The following is an 18658-nucleotide window of genomic DNA, read 5'->3' on the forward strand; positions in this document are numbered from 1 at the left end:
GATTGGAGGCGGCTGCATGATCGGCTATGCGCGCATGATGCTTCACAAGTTGACCAGCAACGGATGCCACGCGCGGATGCGCGAACATCTGGCGCTGGAACGCCTGCCGCACGATGAACTGCGGCAGAGGCAGTTCTGGCTTGCGGCAACCTTCCTGAAGCATGCGTATGAAACGGTTCCCTATTACAGGGACGTCATGGACGCATTGGGCCTGCGGCCAGAACACGTGCGCAGCTTTGCGGAATACAGCAAGCTGCCCGTGCTGACGCGGGAAGTGATGCGGGAACGCAAGGCTGACCTTGTTTCCTCGGCCATGCCGCGCAAGGTGGTTGCCGCACTGCGCGGCATGGCCGAGGGATGCGTTCCTGCGCAGGTGCCGCGAGACAAGGCCGCCCGCGATGAAACACAGGCCAACTGGTTGCTTTGCCTCACGTTCGCGGGGTGGACCCTGGCTGACATGGTGGTCAGGCTGTACACTTCTTCGGGCGCGGAGGGGGGCAGCCTGATGCAGCCGGGGGTGCGCGAATGGCTGGCCGGTACCCTTTCGGTGGATGTTCGCACGCACAGGCCTGAAGACATGGCCAAGTGGGTGCGCGCCATACGCCGTTGCGGCAAGTCCTACCTGCTCGGCAATGCGTGGGTGATGTCCGACATGGCGGACTACCTGGACAGGGTCGGAACCCGCCTTGGCAATGTGCGCGGAGCGGTCACCCCCGGGGGGAGGGCAAGCGCGGAGCAGCGCCAGCGCATCGAGGCCTCTTTCGGCTGCGTCGTGCACGACCTGTACGGGTGTTCCGAAGTCCCGTGCATCGCCATGGAGTGCACGGAAGGCAACCTGCACCTGCTGGCGCATTCCGCGTATGTGGAATTCGAGCCGGACCCGTGGTGTGGCGCTCCTTACGTGCTTGTCACGGACATCAACAACAAGGCGATGCCGGTGATCCGTTTCGCCACGGGAGACCGTGGCGTGCCGGTCGACGGGGATTGCGGGTGTGGGCGGGGCTTCCCGCTGATGCGCATGGTGGCTGCGGCGGAAACATGGTTCCTGACGGCAGAGGGGCGTTACTTGCCTGGCGGCGATTTTGCGCCGCAGGTCGCCCGGTTGTGCGGCGGAGCGGACGTACGGCTGCGGCAATGTGCACCCGGCGAGGTCCGGGTTCTTGTGACAACCGGAGACGCCGCGGCCATGGAACGGGTGGAGGGATTCTGCAGGCAAGCCGAAGGATCGGCGTATCCCGGGCTCTCGTTCAGCGTTGCACGTGGCGATGACCGGATGGACGCGCCCGTGGCCGGTGGGCCCGCACAGAACTGAAATGCCGCCCGGTGGAATTTCCCGGCGTCGGCGCGGGGCCGGGGCTTGATGTTCTGCCGCGCGACGGAGAGCGGAACGTGTTCCGTAAGGGGGGCGCCTGTCCGCATGGTGCTTCGGCCAGGATAAAGAGGGCAGCATGGTAATTGCTCTGGCGGGAATTGCGCTGATGCTGGCGGTGGTGATCACGGGCCGCGCTTTTTGCGAGCCGGGCCGGGTGGCCTTGTGTCGCGTTCCGGCGCCACTGGTCACGGCAGCGCTGGTGGCCTGTGAAAGCCACCTTGCCGTGGCGACCGACCTGCCGGACTGGCTCCTGCCGTTGGTGCTGCTGTTGCAGGCCCTGCTTGCGCCGGCGTGGACCGTCTTCGCATTGTGCTACGGTCGGGAATGTTCGTGGCGCATGCTGCCCCGCAGCGGCAAGGTCTTGCTTGCCCTGGCTCTTTCCCCCCTGCTCACGACCCTGTTCACGAGTCCGGGGGATATGTTCTACCTTGCCGATTTCACCGCGGAACGGGTGCTCTATCTCGAACCGTACGCGTTCTTCTTCTATGTGCAACTCCTGCTGTGTCTGTTGCTTTCCGCAGGCATTCTGGAAAGCACCCTGCGCAGCAGCAGGCACAGTGAACGCTGGCGCATCAAGCTCGCACTCGTTGGTGCGGGTGTCGTATTGGCCGCCTTGTGCCTGCAATACGGGCAGGGACTGGTCGTGCGCACGCTGGATTTCGGCTACACGGGGTTGCGCAACAGCGCCGTAGTGCTCGGATTCGGGCTTTTTCTCTATGCCGAGGCGCGCCGGGGAAGCGACAAGGTATACATCACCCGCAGGCTGGCCTTCCGGTCGATTGTCGCTGTCATCGCTGGCGGCTACCTTTTGGGGCTGGGGGTGCTGCGCGAAGGAATGCGGCTGATGGGGCCGGGGTTCGAGCGGCATTTCGCCCTTGCCATCGCCTTCGTCATCAGCCTGGCTGTCCTGCTCACCCTGCTGTCCGAGCATCTGCGCAGGCGCTTCAGCATCTGGATGCACCGGACGTTCTACAACGAAAAGTACGACTACCGAACGCAGTGGATCAATTTCACGGACATGCTGTCGCATGCACGGGGTACGAAAGAGTTCATCAACGTGCTGCTCGTAGGTCTGTGCGACGCCTTCGGCTTCGTGGGCGGGGCATTCATTCCGGCCGACCTTGAACATCCCGGCGGCATGAGGGATGGCGTGCTCTACGAGATGGAGCCGCTGCCCGTGCTGCCCGCCACCAGCTTTGCCGCGCTGTTCGAGCGGGAGGGTGGGCCGTGTCCGGTTGGCGACGTTGCGGAAAGCGTGCCCGCCGAGGCCTTCGAGGCGCTGTGCAGCGCCGGGGTAAGTGTCGTGCTGCCGGTCCGTACCGTGGAGGGCAGCGAGGGGATCGTGCTGTTGGCCCGCCCCATCGACACGCATGAGGAACACGACATCGAGGACTTCGAACTGCTGGAGGCCATGGGGCGGCAGATAGCCTTGTGCGTCCGCAGTTTTCGACTTGGCGACGAACTGGCCGTGGCGCGGGAGATGGAGGTGCTTGGCCGGTTTGCGGCGCTGGTCATGCATGACCTCAAGAACCAAGTCTACGCGTTGTCGCTTTTGGTCGACAATGCGCGGGAATACATCGGTGAACCGGATTTTCAGCGTGATCTAGTGGAAACGTTGACCAACAGCGTTGCCAACATGCGCACTCTCATCTCCCAGCTGACGCGGCTGCCGGGGCGCGAGAGTCTGCAGATGGAGGAAGTGGACCTGATGGAACTGGCCCGGTCTGCATGCGGCCAACTGCCCAATGCCGACATACAGTTCATGGGCACCGGAGTGCGGGTGCGGGTTGATGCCGAACAGGTGGCCAAGGTCTTCGTCAATCTGTGCCTCAACGCCATCGAGGCGGGCGGAAACAAGCGGGTGGCCGTGCATGTGGGTGATGACGGCAGGCCTTTCTTCCATGTGGTGGACTCTGCTGGCGGCATTGACCCGGCCCTGCTCCGCGATGGCCTGTTCAAGCCGTTTCGCACGACCAAGGCGCGGGGCATGGGCATCGGTTTGTATCATTGCCGGAAGATCATCGAGGCGCATGGCGGCACGATCAGTGCGGAATCGCATCCCGGCAAGGGCACCACGTTTACCGTCCGGTTCGATGCCGCTGCGGTGGGGGAAGCGGCGGCAGACGCCAAGGCGTGATGCGGTCCGAACGTGATGCGGCCCGAACGTGAGGCGGTCAGGACGTGATGTGGCTGATGGGCAAGATGCGGGAGGTGGAAAGGCGGTGTCGCTGTACTGCAATGTCGTGTTCAAGGGAGGGGGCATAAAGGGAGTGGCCTACGCAGGAGCATTGCGGGCTCTTGCCAGGCATGGTTTGCTGCGGGGAGTGCGCCGGGTGGCCGGGACATCGTCGGGAGCCATGGCTGCCGTCTTTCTCGCCCTTGGGGCCTCCCCTGATGAGATGGTGGACATTCTGTTGCGGACGCCGTTCCACAAGTTCATGGACGCCTCGCGCTGGGTGGGGGGCGACCTTCAAAGGCTGGTGCGCGATTTCGGATGGTTCAAGGGAGAGATGCTGGAACGTTGGGCCCGCGCGAACATCGCGGCATTGACCGGCAACCCGCACATGACGTTCGCCGGGCATCAGCGCATGGTCGAGGCTGATCCCGGCAGGTATCTGGAGCTCACCATCATCGGGGCCAATTTGTCGATTCAGACCCCCGAATTGTTCAATGCGGAACGAACACCCGAAGTCCCCATCCATGAGGCGCTGCGTGTCTCCATGAGCATCCCCCTGTTTTTCAAGGCTGTTCGTAATCACAAAGGGGAGTTGCTCGTGGATGGCAGCGTTGTCTGGAATTACCCGATATCGTTGTATGACAGGGTCAGATATGTAGTGCCAGGTGCCGCGCGCGAGGTGCATCCGGAAAGTCGGGATGAAGACGCCGTTGTGCTGAATCGTGAAACTCTTGGTTTGATGGTGGAAACGCGAAGTGCCAATGAGGGTATCGTTCGGGAAAGTGGTCAGATAACGGATTTCCGGACGTATTTGCGATCAATAATCGGTTTCATGACGGATAGCATGCACAGTGCATATCTGTCGGAAGCAGATTGGAAGCGTACGGCTTTGATCGATGCGCTTGGAATCCGTTCGACAGATTTTCATATAGGCAAAGACGTTGTGGAGAGTCTTATCTCCAGTGGTGATCGCTGTATCGAGGCCTTCATTGCAAGTGGAAAACATTGCTGAAGGTTGTGTGGGTGTTCTGTCATGATGTAAGCAGGCAGTGTCAGCGCGGAGAAGGCGATTGATAACAGATTTTATGCAGTGTTCTCATGTTGAAGTGTTTGATTCGTGCATATTGTTCGATATTTTCTGGTTTTCCATGGCAGGACTAATTTTGTTCTGCTTTGTAACACAAAGAGTCTTGTGAAGGTGGTGCTGCGACATGTGGAAAAAAAAGTTGCGCGTCGTTAAAAATTCCATGTGCTCAAGAGATGAAAGGCGAAATTCTGATAGAATTGAGCTCATGAGTCCCTTTGTCTGCACGGTCTGTTTCAGCGGAGGAGAAGGGATCATTGGCATTGTACGCAATATGGGTATGGGAGGCGTTCTTGTGGAATTTCAGACTGAGCTTGGGCTTTCCGAAATTTCCGAAGGGTGCCCATGCGTACTTACAGACATGATGCCGGAAAGCCTCCACGCACTGCATGAAGTTTCCGGGCGAGTCGAGTGGGTATACAGAAAATTTGTCGGGATTGCCTTGGAGCCAGCGCTTTTTTTGGATTTGGCCGCTGTCGCCGCCTTTTTAAAGCGCCTTCGCATCTCGTACAGAGAAATGCCCCCTTCGGAAGTATTCTAGGGCCATATGGATTCTTGTGGCGTCGGTTCAAAGCAGGTCACCATAATCAGCAGAACAAGAGGCTTGCAAGAAACACCTTGTAAGCCTCTTGTTGTGTTTTTCCCCGTTCCAGTCGCGCATTTTTGTGCGAACGCGCGACGTTTGACATGTGTGCGTCGTTCCCGGCGTTGAGAAAAACGCCATGTGAGTTGCGAATGCGGATTCCTATGGTCGGATGTCAGGCACTCTTGCTGCGATAGGGATATCTGACAATTTGATTTCTTGCCCATCAACCCCATCCATCAGGGAGAGATTATCTTGTAATGTGCGGAGATGCGTAAGTGATGCAGTCCTGTGAAAATTTGTATGGATCGGTTGTGTTACTATCAGCGCAAAAGAATTCAATACTTTTTCGGCTTTCAAAGGTGCCTTTAAGATAATGACGGCGAGAGGCTGCCATAAGAAGTGGCAGGCCTGAATCTGCCCAAGAGCAGGGACAGCCATTTATGGGGCTGTGAGGTTCTGGTCTTGGCCGTTGCCTGTGCGCTCGGCATGCGCAACCGGCAATGGTCCGGTCAGGCTGCAGTAAGGGCGAATTCCCGGTCGCGCCTGCGCCCCGTGCAGAAACTGGCGTCAGTGCACTGCCTGACGGGTTCCGAGGGCGCCGGTAAACGACACTCGCAGGGAGCCCGGCATGGCTAAGGTCGAAGCGGTCCGCGGGCCGAGGTGCGCCCGCCAGCACGTCCACAATCTGCGCGGTGCAGAAAAAAACGCGGTGATGCGCCTCGGCCTGCACAACGCCCTGCGCGTGCATGAAGGGGCGGTGGACAGAGGCGCCGATCGCAGGTTGGCGGATATGGAATGAAAAGCGACCTAAAAAATACCGGGATGTGCCATGCCTCATCTGTGTGCAAGAGTTGGCCGTGCGGCTTGCCTGAAACACGTTGTATTTATGAGCTCGGCCCACTAGGACTACAGCCCGGTTTGGCTTGTAATTTCCGATGATTTCGTATTATTTCGCGGCGTGCAAGTTGAGGTCTTGTGTCGCATGCTGTCCGTATTCTTGGTGATGAAGGAAAAAAACTTGTGAATCAATATCATGTTTCCTCGATGATATGGAGCACCTTTTCTTCGGATGTGCAGGCAGGATTGTTGCCCGGAACGCATTGCAATCAAATAATTTCACTGTCGCAATTGTTGGTGTACGCTTTTCGGAAAGTTGCGGATTTGAATGTATCGAGCGTGCCGCCCGCATCAGGCAGGAAATGCCGCATGTCGTCCACACTGGTTCTCTTGAATGCGCAGGTGAAAGGCAGCCGGACTGTGCAAGGGGAAGGGTAGGGAGTGTGTTCATCGAACCTGTGCATCGAATGCAGACCTTTTCGGACATTCTTGACCGCGTGGGGGGCACAAAGTGAACGCCGCAACCTCGACAAGCATCCTGATCATCGAAGATGAGCCCCTGCTGCGGCTCACCTTGGGGGATCACATGCGAGACATGGGTTTCGAAGTATTCGAGGCTGCAGATGGTCAGGCGGGGCTCGATCTGTTCCGCACGCGTCGTCCTTCCCTGGTCACTCTTGATTTGCGCATGGATATTCTGGATGGACATGAGGTTCTCGCCGCGATTCGCCAGGAAGACCACGAAGTCCCCGTGATCATCATTTCCGGGCAAGGGCAGATGGATGACGTCATTCGCGCCCTGCGCGCCGGGGCGTTCGATTACATTCAAAAGCCTATCTATGACCTGGCCATTCTGGACCATGCCGTTGACCGCGCCCTGGAGCGCTCCGCACTGAGGCACGGCAATGCGCAGCTCTCCCGTTCCTTTCTGGCGGAAGGTCCGCAACGACCGGAAGACTTCGAGCAGATGCTGACCACCAGCACGCGAATGCGGGATATCTTCCGCTATTGCGAAGCCGTGGCGCAAAGCCCTGAGCCCGTGCTTATCACCGGGGAGACGGGCGTGGGAAAGGAGCTGTTGGCTCGGGCCCTGCACCGTTCCAGTCGCCGTTCCGGCCCCTTCGTGGCGGTGAACGTGGCCGGACTGGACAGCCAGGTTTTTTCGGACACTCTTTTCGGCCATGTGCGCGGCGCCTTCACCGGGGCGGACAGGCCACGCGAAGGCTTCATGGAGAGGGCTGCCGGGGGAACCCTCTTTTTGGATGAGATTGGCGACTTGAGCCCACAAGCCCAGATATGCCTGCTGCGCGTCCTGCAAGAGCGCGAATACCATCCGTTGGGTTGTGACTGTCCCCGCCCTTTGCGGGCGCGTATTCTCGCTGCTACCAACCGGCAGTTCAATGAGTTGAGAGGGAGCACCGGGTTGCGCAGCGACTTTTTCTTTCGGCTGGCCACCCATGTCGTGACACTGCCGCCCCTGAGGGAACGCCCCGAAGACATTCCGTTGCTGGCGAAGCATTTTCTTGAGGAGGCTTGCGCCGCCCTGGGACGCCCCGTGCCGGAATGTTCCTGCCCGCTACTTGCCCGGCTCAAGGGCTATCCTTTCCCTGGCAACGTTCGCGAGCTGAGGGCCATGGTGCATGACGCGCTCGGCCGTTCCACCTCAGGTCGCCTGGGGCCGGATGCCTTCCCTTCTCTCGCCGCGCTTCCCCCGGAGGACAGTGCGTTCGCCTCCCCCCAGAACCCCTTTTCAGGGTTGTCCAGCCTGCCAAGCCTGCGGGCTGCGGCGGAAGCGCTGGTGGCCGAAGCTATGCGCCGCGCAGGTGGTGTGCAGAAAGTTGCGGCCTCCATTCTGGGCATTACCCCTCAGGCCTTGAGCGAACGCCTCAGGAGGGGCTGATATTGATCAGGTTTTCCTGATACTGTCAGGATTTCTTGTTGTTTGCGCAGCTGCTTGTTTTTACAGGGTAATTGAAGTCAATGCCGCCGCTCCGATTCAATTGATCGGAGCGGCGTTTTTCGTGTTGTCACGTTTGTCCGTGTAACATGCTTGTTTTTAATGGTTTAAAATCTTTGATCGGGTGGTGCGACTCTTGAATGACCGGGGAAGATGCCGCGCCGACAGGAGTCCATGCATGGCCAAGGTTTTATGCATCAATGACGAACCGCTGATGCGCCTGGTTATCTGCGATTACCTGGAGGATCTGGGGCATGAGGTGCTGGAGGCCGCAAGCGGTGCCGAAGGAATTGTCCTGTTTCGTCAGCACAATCCGGACAGGGTGCTCACCGACTTTCGCATGCCCGGCGGCGATGGCTTTCTGGTGGTGGAGCACCTCGTGGAGGAGGCTCCGGACACGCCGGTCGTCATCATTTCAGGCGCAAGCACCGTCGAAGAGGCAGTGAAAACCATGCGCCTGGGTGCCTGCGACTATCTGGCCAAGCCCCTGACGAACATGTCCCTTCTTGCCCAGACTCTGGAGAGGGTGCTGGACAAGGCACGGGCCCGGAAGGCCGCCAATCGGTACCGGCTGAGCCTTGAAAGTCGAAACCGGGATCTGGAGCGCAAACTGCTGGGCTGGGTGCGCAGGCATTGAGGGGCGGTGGGCCGTTTTGCGACAGCCATCAAGGCCAGCATCAATTCCCTTCACAGAGCGCAGCACGAGCAGGCTCCCTCGACTGCCGGGCATACCGAAACGTCGCGTGGCTTTCCATCGAGATAGGAAGGTCAATGGGTCTGAGGGGGCAAGATCTGGAACCGCTCAACCTCGCGGGTTTTTACACGACATAGGCAAGATTGCCGTCCCCAGGGGCATTCTCGACAAGCGTGGGGCATTGAGCGCGAGAGAACTCGAAACGATCCGGAGCCATGTCGCATGCGGTTGCCGCATTCTGCGCGAAATTCCGTTCGAAGGACCGGTAGCCGAGGCGGTGCTGCAACACCATGAACGTTTCGATGGCTCTGGGTACCCGAAGGGGTTGGCCGGAGAGGGCATCCTTCTGGAAGCGCGAATACTCGCTGTGGCCGACATCCATGAAGCTCTTTGCTCGGACAGGCCCTGCCGGGCAGGGCTCTGCCCGGGTGATGCTGCGGACTACATCCTCAAAAGTGCCGGAACACATTTTTACCCGCTCTGCGCCACTGCATTTGAGCAGGTCATTTCAGGACGGCACGCGGAAGGAAAGGTGCAATGATCCAACTGAGCATCAGACCGCCGTTAAGCCTGCTGCATCAGGGCCATGAGCAACCCTGTCGTATTGGCGGCGGAGCAGGGTGTCAGGCCGGGCTTGTCTCCATCGGGGGGGGGCTTGTCATGGATGGACAGCCCATCGGGCCCTTGTCCTCGCATGTGGCCTGGAAGAACGGTCGCGAGGCGGGGGCGAATCCAACGCACGTCCGGGTATCGGCATCCGGTCGCTGCAACAGGCAACCGGGGTCGGTCCGCCGGGCCGGAAGGGGACGGCATGAGTTCCGAGTCGGCAAGCACAACAGCGGGCTCCTTGCTCCAGCTCGTTACGTTCACGGTAGCTGAAGAGGAGCACGGGGTGGAATCCAATACATTCTGGGTTTGGGGCGCCTCGACGACAGGCTGCTCATCCTGCTTGATTTTGGTCAGGTGCTGACCGGGGAAGCGCAGGACGCCCTCCACGGGCAAGGCACCCCTGTCCCGCAATCAGGGAATCATACGCACGCCATGGCGCCAACGCGCCAATAACAAATCAGAATGAGGAGGATAGTATGAACGCCTTGCGCCACATGAAGCTCCGGACAAAGTTGTTCGGATGTTTTTTGATCGTGACGCTTTCAACTCTTGTTGTTGGAGTGTATGGAAGCTTAAAAATACATGAGATTAATGACGCGAATACATTTATGTATGAAAAAATTACAGTTCCATTGAGTGATCTTGGGGATGTTGCTGCAAGTGTTCAGCGCCTCAGGACAATCTTTGCAATCCTTGTTGCTACAGAAGGCGTCGGCGAACAGGAAAAGACGATTGGCCGCATCGATGTGATGCGCAAAAAAATTGTCGATCGCTTGGCGAGTTTCGAGAAGGGCATAATTACAAATGAAGACAGGCGCATGTATGGTGAGTTGATAGAAGCGCGCAAGAAATTTGTCTCTGTCACTGACCAGGTCATGGCACTTGTCAGGGCGGCCAAGCTGGGCGAGGCAGAGGATCTGCTGCACAGGGGCGAAGGGCGCAAGGTTTCAATAGAGTATCAGGAGGAAATGGATCGCGCCATGGAGTATATGGTCTCCAAGGCAAAACATACAAGTGATGCCAATGATGAGCTGAGTAATCAGGCGACAATGTGGATGTATTTCATCATCGCTCTCGCCGTTGTCGTTTCCGTAGGGTTGGGGGTTCTGCTTACGTCCAGTGTTATTGGACAGCTAGGCGAGGATCCTGATTATTTAAGTGAAGTGGCAAGCAATCTTGCTGCGGGAAATCTTGATGGTCCGTTTCGTGATTATAAGACGGATGGCAGCGTATATGCACTGATTCTTGGTGTTGTTGGAGCAATGCGGAAACAGCTGGCATTCTCACAAGGCGTCATGCAGGGGGTAGCTGTGCCGTTCAGCGTCTTCTCTGCGGAAGACAAGTTGCTGTTCACAAACCAGCAGATGATGGATGTTCTAGAATTACAAGGAAACCCTGACAGCCAACTTGGAAAGACATCCAGTGAATACTTTTATGGCATTAAAGGAAAGGAAACCCTATCCAGCCGCGCCCTCCGTGAGCAGCGCGCACTTGAAGAAGACAAAACAGGCCAGACGAGGAATGGCAAGGCCCTGCATGTGCGTATCTCGTCGTCGCCATTCCACGATGATAAGGAACAGGTGCTCGGTACTGTTGCCATCTGGTTGAATCAGACAGAGTCCGTAGAGGCCAGGCAGGCTGCCGAAAACGCCGCCAACGGCATGAAGCAGGCCGCCAATCAGCTGGAGAAGGTTGTCGAAGTGGTTTCGAGTGCCAGCGAGGAACTCTCCGCTCAGATCGAGCAATCCAGCCATGGCACGGAAGTCCAGTCGCAACGTGTGGCCGAAACGGCCACCGCAATGGATGAGATGAACGCCACGGTCATAGAGGTGGCCAAGAACGCGTCGCAGGCGGCGGACTCCGCTGGCAGCGCGCGGAGCATGGCGGTGGACGGCGCCAAGGTGGTGGCAGAGGCCGTGGAGAGCATCACCGACGTGCAGCAGAAGTCCATCATCCTCAAGACGGATATGGCTGCACTGGGCAAGCAGGCCGAGGGTATCGGCCAGATCATGAATGTCATCAGCGACATTGCGGATCAGACCAACCTGCTGGCGCTCAATGCCGCCATTGAGGCGGCAAGAGCTGGCGACGCGGGTAGAGGGTTTGCCGTTGTGGCTGACGAGGTGCGCAAGTTGGCGGAAAAAACCATGGCCGCAACCAAGGAAGTGGGCGAGGCAATCGGCAGCATTCAGCAGGGTGCGCGCAAGAACCTCGAGAACGTGGAGCACTCGGTGGTGACTATCGAGTTGGCCACGAATCTGGCCAATCAGTCCGGTGCGGCACTCAAGGAGATTGTGGCCATGGTTGAAGCTGCAACGGATCAGGTGCGCTCGATTGCTGCCGCCAGTGAGCAGCAGTCTGCAGCCAGTGACGAAATCACCAAGAGTATCGAAGAGATCAATATAATATCGGGAGAAACAGCCAGCGCCATGACCCAGTCGGCGCAGGCTGTGGGCGACCTGGCAAGTCAGGCGCAAACTCTCCGCACCCTTATAGAGAAGATGAAGAGCAGCGCGTAAGGAGAGCTTTTGGCTGAAAGTCGTTGGCCCCGCCCGGACGCAGTCCGGCGGGGCCTTTGCTTGCTGGGTGGAGTCAGGTGGATACTGTCTCCGTACACTCAGGAGGTGTTGAGCCGGATCAGTTTTTCCTGATTCCATCAGGATTTCTTGTTGATGAAGCAACTCGCCGTTTTTTTTATAATATAGTTGAAAAAAATGCAGCCGATCCGATTCATTGGTTCAGATCGGCGTTCTTTTGTGCGGCTCGTGGTGTGTGTGTAATTTGCTGGTTTTTTTAAAGAATTGCACTTTGCGACAGGTTGGCACAACTCTTGTGTACCCGGGGCAAATACCGCGACGACAGGCGTCCTTATGCACAGATGGTGAGCCGCTGATGCTTCTGGTTGCCTGCGATTGCCTGAAGGACATTGAAGGACATGGGGCATGAAGTGCCGGATGGCGCCAAAGGTGCCGAAGGAATTGCCCTGTTCCGGCAGCACTGTCCGGACATGGTGCTCCAGAACCTGTGCACGCCTGACGACGGTGGCTTTCAGGTAGTGGAGCACATGACCAAGGAGGCCCCGGACACGCCAGTTGTCGTCATCTCCGGCACGGGCACCGTTGCCGAGGCTGTGAACACCTTGCGCCTTGCGCTTGGGACTATCTGACCACCTCCCCCTGACGAGCATGCCCCTTTTTGCCCAGGCACTGGAGAGATGCAGGACAAGGCACGAGCGCAGAAGGCCGCCACCCAGCGCTTGCGGGGCCTTGAGAGCAGAAAGCGGGAGCTGGAGCGCAAATTTCTGGGTTGTGTGCGCAATCACCGAGACGTGAAGGGCCGCCTTGCGGCAGCCATCAGGGCCGGCACCAACTCTCTGCATGTTGCGCAGCCCGAGCAGGTTCCTTCCACAGCCGGGCATGACGAAAACGTCGCGAGACTTTCAATGGAGATGGGAGCCGCACTGGGCCTGGTGAGACAGAATTTGGAAGCACTCAATATCGCGGGGCTTCCGTACGACATTTAACGCAAGTCTGTGCATCGGCATCTGGCGTTGCAACAGGCAACCAGGATCGGCCCGCAGGGCCGGAAGGGGACGGTATGAGCTCCGAGACAACAAACTCCACAACGGGCTCCTTGCTCCAACTCGTTACGTTCAAGGTAGCCGAGGAGGAGTACGGGGTGGACATCCTTTCTGTGCAAGAGATCATTCGCCATACGGGCATAACCAAGGTGCCCAGCGCCCCGGCCTTTGTGGAGGGCATCCTGAACCTGCGTGGCAGGGTCATTCCGATCATCGACATTCGCAAACGTTTCGGCCTGGCTGCAAGGGAGCCTGACCCTCAGACGCGTATCGTTGTTTTCGCCCTGGAGAGCGGAGTCATCGGTTGTCTGGTGGATTCCGTGTCGGAGGTGTTGCGTCTGCCCTCGTCCATGGTCGATCCACCCCCGGCCGTGGTTGCCGGGGTGGACTCCAAGTACATCCTGGGTGTGGGGCGCCTCGACGACAGGCTGCTCATCCTGCTTGATTTTGGTCAGGTGCTGACCGGGGAAGAACTGGACGCCCTCCACGGGCAAGGCACCCATATACGGCAATCAGAGAATCATGCGCACGACATGGTGCCAGCGCACCACTAACAAATCAATGAGGTGGCTATCATGAACGCCCTGAGCAACATGACGCTTCGCACCAAGCTGCTCGCAAGCTTTTTTATCGTCTCGCTGTGTACTCTCGGGATTGGGGTATACGGAAGCATCAATATGCACGAGATTGCCGATAGTGACACAAAACTCTACGAACAGAACCTTGTTCCTCTTGGTCAGATAGCAAGCGTCGCCAACAATATGCAGCGCATCCGCTCCAACGCCATGGAAGCTGTGTATACCGACGATAGATCAGAGTTCAACAGGTATGTGGAGCGAATCAGGCTGTTCATGGCGGCCAGTGACGAGAACATAATCAAGTACGAGAAGAACCTGAGCAGCGATCAGGAGAGGACTCTGTACAAGGAGGTCGTTGGAGAACGTAAACTGTTCACCGATGCCATCGGCAAGGTGCTGGCTCTGGCCGCCGCGGAAAAGAGGGGGGAAGCCGTAGAGTTGCTTTCGAAGGAAGGGCGCACCGTAGCACGCAATTATCAGGAGAGCCTCGATAATCTCATCAAGGAGAACGAGCGCCAGGGGCAGCAGGTCTCCAGCAGCAATACGGCCAGTGCCGGTACGGCAGCAACCATGATGTATGCTGCAATGGCATTGTCCTTCCTTGCCTCCATCGGGCTGGGTTTGCTTCTGACCTCTCATGTGGGGGGTCTGCTTGGTGAGGACCCGGGGTATCTTGCCGATGTTGCCCGTAAAATCGCCGGTGGCGATCTGGATGTGGTTTTTCGTGCGCAGAGGCGCCAGGGCGGTGTCTACGCGGTCATCCAGGATATGGTGAAGACCATGAAGGGCAAGATCGCCGAGGCTGAGCACAAGTCCGCAGAGGCCGCCGAACATGCCAGGCTGGCGCAAATCGCCACGGACGAAGCCAACGAGGCCAAGGCCAAGGCCGAGCGGGCCAAGGCCGAGGGCATGATTGCCGCAGCACAACAGTTGGAGAAGGTTGTGGAGGTCGTCAGTTCCGCCAGCGAGGAACTCTCCGCCCAGATCGAGCAATCCAGCCGTGGCACGGAAGTCCAGTCCCAGCGTGTGGCCGAGACGGCCACCGCAATGGATGAGATGAACGCAACGGTCATAGAGGTGGCCAAGAACGCGTCACAGGCGGCGGACTCTGCCGGACATGCGCGGGGCAAGGCTGTGGACGGCGCCAGGGTGGTGGCAGAGGCCGTGGAGAGCATTACCGACGTGCAGCAGAAGTCCATCATCCTCAAGGCGGACATGGCCTCACTGGGCAAGCAGGCCGAGGGCATCGGCCAGATCATGAATGTCATCAGCGACATTGCGGACCAGACCAACCTGCTGGCGCTCAATGCCGCCATTGAGGCGGCAAGAGCCGGCGATGCGGGCAGAGGGTTTGCCGTTGTGGCCGATGAAGTGCGCAAATTGGCGGAAAAGACCATGGCCGCAACCAAGGAAGTCGGCGAGGCAATCGGCAGCATCCAGCAGGGCGCACGCAAGAACCTCGAGAACGTGGAGCACTCGGTGGTCACCATTGAACAGGCCACGAACCTGGCCAATCAGTCCGGCGTGGCGCTCAAGGAGATTGTGGCCATGGTTGAATCGGCTGCGGACCAGGTGCGGTCGATTGCTGCCGCCAGCGAGCAGCAGTCTGCCGCCAGTGATGAAATTACCAAGAGCATCGAAGACATCAATATCATCTCAGGCGAAACCGCCAGCGCCATGACCCAGTCGGCGCAGGCAGTTGGCGAGCTTGCAAGCCAGGCGCAAACCTTGCGCACTCTCATAGAGAAGATGAAGAGCGGCGGATAGGGACAGTTTTCGGCAGAAAGCAGATGGCCCCGCCCGGATGTAGTCCGGGCGGGGCCTTTGCTTAATGTGTGGATGTATTGGTCGCCCGCTTGAGCGGCAGCCGAATGGTGAAGAGTGCCCCTTGGCCAGGTGTGGACTCCACGCTCATCTTCCCCTGATGGGTGTTGGTGATGATGAAATAGGATACCGAGAGGCCGAGGCCGGTGCCCTCGCCAACCTTCTTCGTGGTGTAGAAGGGCTCGAATACCCGGTTGAGTTGGTCGGCGGAAATGCCCGGGCCGTTGTCCTCCACCTCGATGCGTGCCTCGTCGTTCTCTCTGGTGGTGCGCACGGTAATGGCGGGGTCCGGGGTGCCTGCCCCGGCCATGGCTTGGGCGGCGTTGCGCAGAAGGTTCAAAAGCACCTGTTCGATTTCGGACGATATACAGGGAACGGAAAGCAGTGTGTCCGAGAGTTCCAGGCGTACACTGATCCGGCGGAAGTCGTACATTTTTTTGAGATCGTAATCCTTTTCCGCCAGAGAGACAGCCCGCCTGACCAGTTCGGCCACGTCCTGGTCTTCGAGTCCCGCGTCATTGCGGCGGCTGAAGTTGAGCATGTGTCGCACGATGTCTGCGGCTCGTTGGCCTGCCTCGACAATGGCGTTGAGATAGCGGGAAATGTTGCGACGGCGCATGTATTCCTGAACCGTCTCAAGGTCGATATCCAGGGCGCCGGCATCTGCCGCGTTGGCTGAAAGTTTCGGGTCAAAGCGGCGTTGCACGCCCTGCACGGACTGGAAGATGATGCCGAGGGGATTGTTGATTTCATGCGCCATGCCAGCCGCAAGGCCGCCGAGCGACATCATTTTTTCCGTTTCCACCATGGCTTTTTGCACAAGCTTTGCCTCGGTGATGTCTTGTACGATATTCAGGGAGCAGCGTTCGCCGTTTATCTCGATTTCCTGGCACGAATTCAGTGCGTTGCGAATGGTTCCATCTTTTCTGCGCAGCATGAATTCGTAATCTGCAACCGTACCGTGCTGTTGAAGTTTTTCGAGAAAATCCTTTCTGCTTTCGGGGTCTTGCCAAAGGCCAAGGTTGTCGCCGTTGCTGCCCACAGCTTCGGCTCGCGAGTATCCGGTGAGGGGTTCAAAGGCGTCGTTTACATCCAGAATGATGCTGTCGCTCAATCGTGCTATGGATATGCTGTACGGTGCCAGATTGAATATCTTCGAAAATTTTTCCTCCGAGAGGCGAAGATCGTTTTCCGCCTTCTTGCGCTCGGAAATGTCCCGGGTGAATGCCAGAAGGTAGCTGTTATCCCCGAGGCGCATGGGGGCCAGTGACGTCTCCACCTGAACGATATCGCCGCCAACCCTTCGGCACAGCCACTCGAAGCGCAACAGCTTTCCGTTGGCAGCTTCGGCAAGCGTGGCCATCATCATGCTTGTCGTGCCCTCTCCGTTTGCCTGCACAGGCGGGGAGAAATCGGCAGGTGTCCGACCGATAATCTCTTCGCGCGGGCAACCCGTGAGGACAGTGGCGCCGGGATTGCAGTCGACGATGGTGGGGCCGTCCATGACGAGGATGGTGTCCTGAGCGGACTCGAAGAGGGTGCGATATCTTTCCTCGCTGGCGGCAAGCGCCGCCTCTGCCTGTTTGCGGGTGCTGACGTTCTGGATGATGCCAAGCATCTGGAATGGCCGACCATCCCTGTCGAGCTGGAAAAAACCGCAGTCATGCACGTAGATATAGTGCCCGTCCTTGTGGCGCAGGCGGTATTCCATGTCGAATTTTTCGCCGCGCGCGCACGCCTCGTCCAGTTTCCGCAAGACGCGCGGCGCCTCTTCCGGCGCCAGCAGGGCAGCCCAAGCTTGCAGGGGGCCGTCCACCTCCTGCAACTCGAACCCCAGAACTTCCCGCATGGCCCCGGCCCATTGGATCGTGCCCGCCCGCAGGTCGTAATCGTAAAATATGTGCTGCGCCGCAGTGATGACGGTCTCGAATCGTTGTGTCCAGAATTGGAGCTCGCGCTCATGCTTCTTGCGTTCGCTAAGATTCTCCACCGCGCCATGGACACGAGTCGGACGGCCTTCGGCGTCGAATTGGAGAGAGGCGCGGATCACGGCAGGCACCAGTTCGCCATCCTTTCGGCGGAGGAGCAGTTCCCTGCTAACTCCCGATGGCGAGACCAACAGTTGCTGAAGTACCTGGTCGCGTTGCCGAGGATCGGCGTACAGCGAATGGGGGGGGGCTGCGAGGAACTCTTCCCGGCTTTCGTAGCCGAGCATTCGCACCAGTTCCGGATTGACCTCTTCAATCCTGCCGGAGAACGTGGAGAGGAAAAGCCCGAGAGGCGCGTTGTTGAATATGGCACTCAGCCTTTTCTCACTCTCCATCAAGGCCCGTGTAGCGTTTTTTTGTTCGGTGATGTCCACGGTCATGCTGAGCAGGCTCGGTTCACCACTGTAGATGATCGGGAGTGTGGAGTAGTGGACGTGAGCAGGGCTTCCGTCACGTCGTCGGACGGTAGCCTCCTGTCCACTCACTCCGCCTTGCGCTGCAACGCGATGCCGCATGGTGCGGGCCTCATCGGGGGACATGTCCAGGACGGCGGCTATGTCGAAACGGGGGAGTTCATCCCGGCTGATCCCCGAACTTTCGAGAAAGGCACGGTTGGCTTCCAGGCACGTCCCATCGGAGATACGCTGGACGAGCATGGAATATGGGGCATTGTCGAAGAGCGAGCGGAACATGGCTTCGCTTTCCGTGATCCGTTCCCGTGCCTGCACAAGCTCGGTAACATCAAGCAGGATCCCTGCCAGTCCGTTTGGCTCTCCTTGGGAATCGGTCAGTGGGCTGGTCAGCAGTTGGAATGTTCCGCCAGAAAAAGGAACATGCGCCTGAAGCGTTTGTCCTTGCATGCCCAACTCGAAAAGCTGCTGCAAGTCCGCTCGGTCCGGATGCAGATCCCCGAATTTCATCCCCACGCTTCCCCCAGCCGGGCGCTTGATGAGGTTGAGCCCCATGCCTTCGGACAACGCCACCGTGCCGTCACGGTCGAGTATGAAAAAGATGGTATTGGTGTGGTCCAGTATGGTGCGCAGTCCTGCGTTGCGCTTGGCCAGATCATGTCGCAGTTCAAGGCTGCTCCGAAGCTCGTCGGACATTGCCGCAAGTCGCTTCTTGTAGTGTCTTCTCAATGCAAATAGCGCGATGATTGCGGCCAGGGCCATACACCCGCTGGCAAGCGCGATGCCCAGCGGAAACATGTTGGCCTGAAACCATTCTTGAGCCGGGAGCGGATACTGGCCCCAGATGGTGGCAATCTGTGCGGGTGTCGCCATGAATGCTCCGATTTGATGCTGTAGCGAGCAGGGATGGGGGTTAAGGCATCTTGAATGGAATCCGGTCATTCCGGAACGTGCCATGAAAAT

The 18658-nt window shown here is 58.4% G+C and carries 13 protein-coding genes; 12 read left to right on the forward strand and 1 reads right to left on the reverse strand.

From position 1 onward, the window contains the following. Positions 1-16 precede the first annotated feature (16 nt). The 12 genes from K6142_RS13325 to K6142_RS13380 all read left to right on the forward strand — a co-directional run bounded on the left by K6142_RS13325 (position 17) and on the right by K6142_RS13380 (position 15240). Positions 17-1312, forward strand: coding sequence for a phenylacetate--CoA ligase family protein (locus tag K6142_RS13325; RefSeq protein ID WP_223380898.1), 1296 nt, complete (start codon positions 17-19; stop codon positions 1310-1312). A gap of 136 nt (positions 1313-1448) precedes the next feature. After that, the gene (locus K6142_RS13330; RefSeq protein ID WP_190243560.1) at positions 1449-3509 is read left to right on the forward strand and encodes an ATP-binding protein; all 2061 of its coding nucleotides are present in this window, start codon (positions 1449-1451) and stop codon (positions 3507-3509) included. A gap of 49 nt (positions 3510-3558) precedes the next feature. Then, the gene (locus tag K6142_RS13335) at positions 3559-4560 is read left to right on the forward strand and encodes a patatin-like phospholipase family protein (protein WP_223290203.1); all 1002 of its coding nucleotides are present in this window, start codon (positions 3559-3561) and stop codon (positions 4558-4560) included. 1286 nt (positions 4561-5846) lie between these two features. Further along, the gene (locus K6142_RS13340) at positions 5847-6017 is read left to right on the forward strand and encodes a hypothetical protein (RefSeq protein ID WP_190243559.1); all 171 of its coding nucleotides are present in this window, start codon (positions 5847-5849) and stop codon (positions 6015-6017) included. A 549-nt stretch (positions 6018-6566) separates the two neighbouring features. After that, a complete protein-coding gene (locus tag K6142_RS13345) occupies positions 6567-7955 on the forward strand; it encodes a sigma-54-dependent transcriptional regulator (protein ID WP_190243558.1) in 1389 nt (462 codons plus the stop codon). Positions 7956-8190: 235 nt separating this feature from the next. Continuing rightward, entirely contained in the window at positions 8191-8649 is a 459-nt protein-coding gene (locus K6142_RS13350; RefSeq protein ID WP_190243557.1) for a response regulator, read from the forward strand. A 106-nt stretch (positions 8650-8755) separates the two neighbouring features. Further along, the gene (locus K6142_RS13355; RefSeq protein ID WP_223290202.1) at positions 8756-9247 is read left to right on the forward strand and encodes an HD-GYP domain-containing protein; all 492 of its coding nucleotides are present in this window, start codon (positions 8756-8758) and stop codon (positions 9245-9247) included. Positions 9248-9791: 544 nt separating this feature from the next. After that, positions 9792-11834, forward strand: coding sequence for a methyl-accepting chemotaxis protein (locus K6142_RS13360; protein WP_190243555.1), 2043 nt, complete (start codon positions 9792-9794; stop codon positions 11832-11834). A gap of 416 nt (positions 11835-12250) precedes the next feature. After that, positions 12251-12481, forward strand: coding sequence for a response regulator (locus K6142_RS13365; protein WP_190243554.1), 231 nt, complete (start codon positions 12251-12253; stop codon positions 12479-12481). A gap of 48 nt (positions 12482-12529) precedes the next feature. Next, on the forward strand, positions 12530-12838 hold the full coding sequence (locus tag K6142_RS13370) for a hypothetical protein (protein WP_190243553.1): 309 nt from the start codon (positions 12530-12532) through the stop codon (positions 12836-12838). Between the two features lie 74 nt (positions 12839-12912). Beyond that, complete coding sequence (locus K6142_RS13375; protein WP_190243552.1) at positions 12913-13449, forward strand: chemotaxis protein CheW; 537 nt, start codon at positions 12913-12915, stop codon at positions 13447-13449. Positions 13450-13470: 21 nt separating this feature from the next. Then, the gene (locus K6142_RS13380) at positions 13471-15240 is read left to right on the forward strand and encodes a methyl-accepting chemotaxis protein (protein ID WP_190243551.1); all 1770 of its coding nucleotides are present in this window, start codon (positions 13471-13473) and stop codon (positions 15238-15240) included. A 61-nt stretch (positions 15241-15301) separates the two neighbouring features. Here the strand turns inward: K6142_RS13380 and K6142_RS13385 are convergent, their stop codons facing one another. Further along, positions 15302-18568, reverse strand: coding sequence for a PAS domain S-box protein (locus K6142_RS13385; RefSeq protein WP_190243550.1), 3267 nt, complete (start codon positions 18566-18568; stop codon positions 15302-15304). Positions 18569-18658: the final 90 nt, after the last annotated feature.

It is taken from the genome of Nitratidesulfovibrio sp. SRB-5, assembly GCF_019931275.1.
GTDB lineage: Bacteria > Desulfobacterota > Desulfovibrionia > Desulfovibrionales > Desulfovibrionaceae > Cupidesulfovibrio.

Bases quoted from the DNA above. Each gene is read 5' to 3' on its own strand.
- K6142_RS13325 (WP_223380898.1), top strand. From the start codon at position 17: ATGATCGGCTATGCGCGCATGATGCTTCACAAGTTGACCAGCAACGGA.
- K6142_RS13330 (WP_190243560.1), top strand. From the start codon at position 1,449: ATGGTAATTGCTCTGGCGGGAATTGCGCTGATGCTGGCGGTGGTGATC.
- K6142_RS13340 (WP_190243559.1), top strand. From the start codon at position 5,847: ATGGCTAAGGTCGAAGCGGTCCGCGGGCCGAGGTGCGCCCGCCAGCAC.
- K6142_RS13350 (WP_190243557.1), top strand. From the start codon at position 8,191: ATGGCCAAGGTTTTATGCATCAATGACGAACCGCTGATGCGCCTGGTT.
- K6142_RS13360 (WP_190243555.1), top strand. From the start codon at position 9,792: ATGAACGCCTTGCGCCACATGAAGCTCCGGACAAAGTTGTTCGGATGT.
- K6142_RS13365 (WP_190243554.1), top strand. From the start codon at position 12,251: ATGGGGCATGAAGTGCCGGATGGCGCCAAAGGTGCCGAAGGAATTGCC.
- K6142_RS13370 (WP_190243553.1), top strand. From the start codon at position 12,530: ATGCAGGACAAGGCACGAGCGCAGAAGGCCGCCACCCAGCGCTTGCGG.
- K6142_RS13375 (WP_190243552.1), top strand. From the start codon at position 12,913: ATGAGCTCCGAGACAACAAACTCCACAACGGGCTCCTTGCTCCAACTC.
- K6142_RS13380 (WP_190243551.1), top strand. From the start codon at position 13,471: ATGAACGCCCTGAGCAACATGACGCTTCGCACCAAGCTGCTCGCAAGC.
- K6142_RS13385 (WP_190243550.1), bottom strand. From the start codon at position 18,568: ATGGCGACACCCGCACAGATTGCCACCATCTGGGGCCAGTATCCGCTC.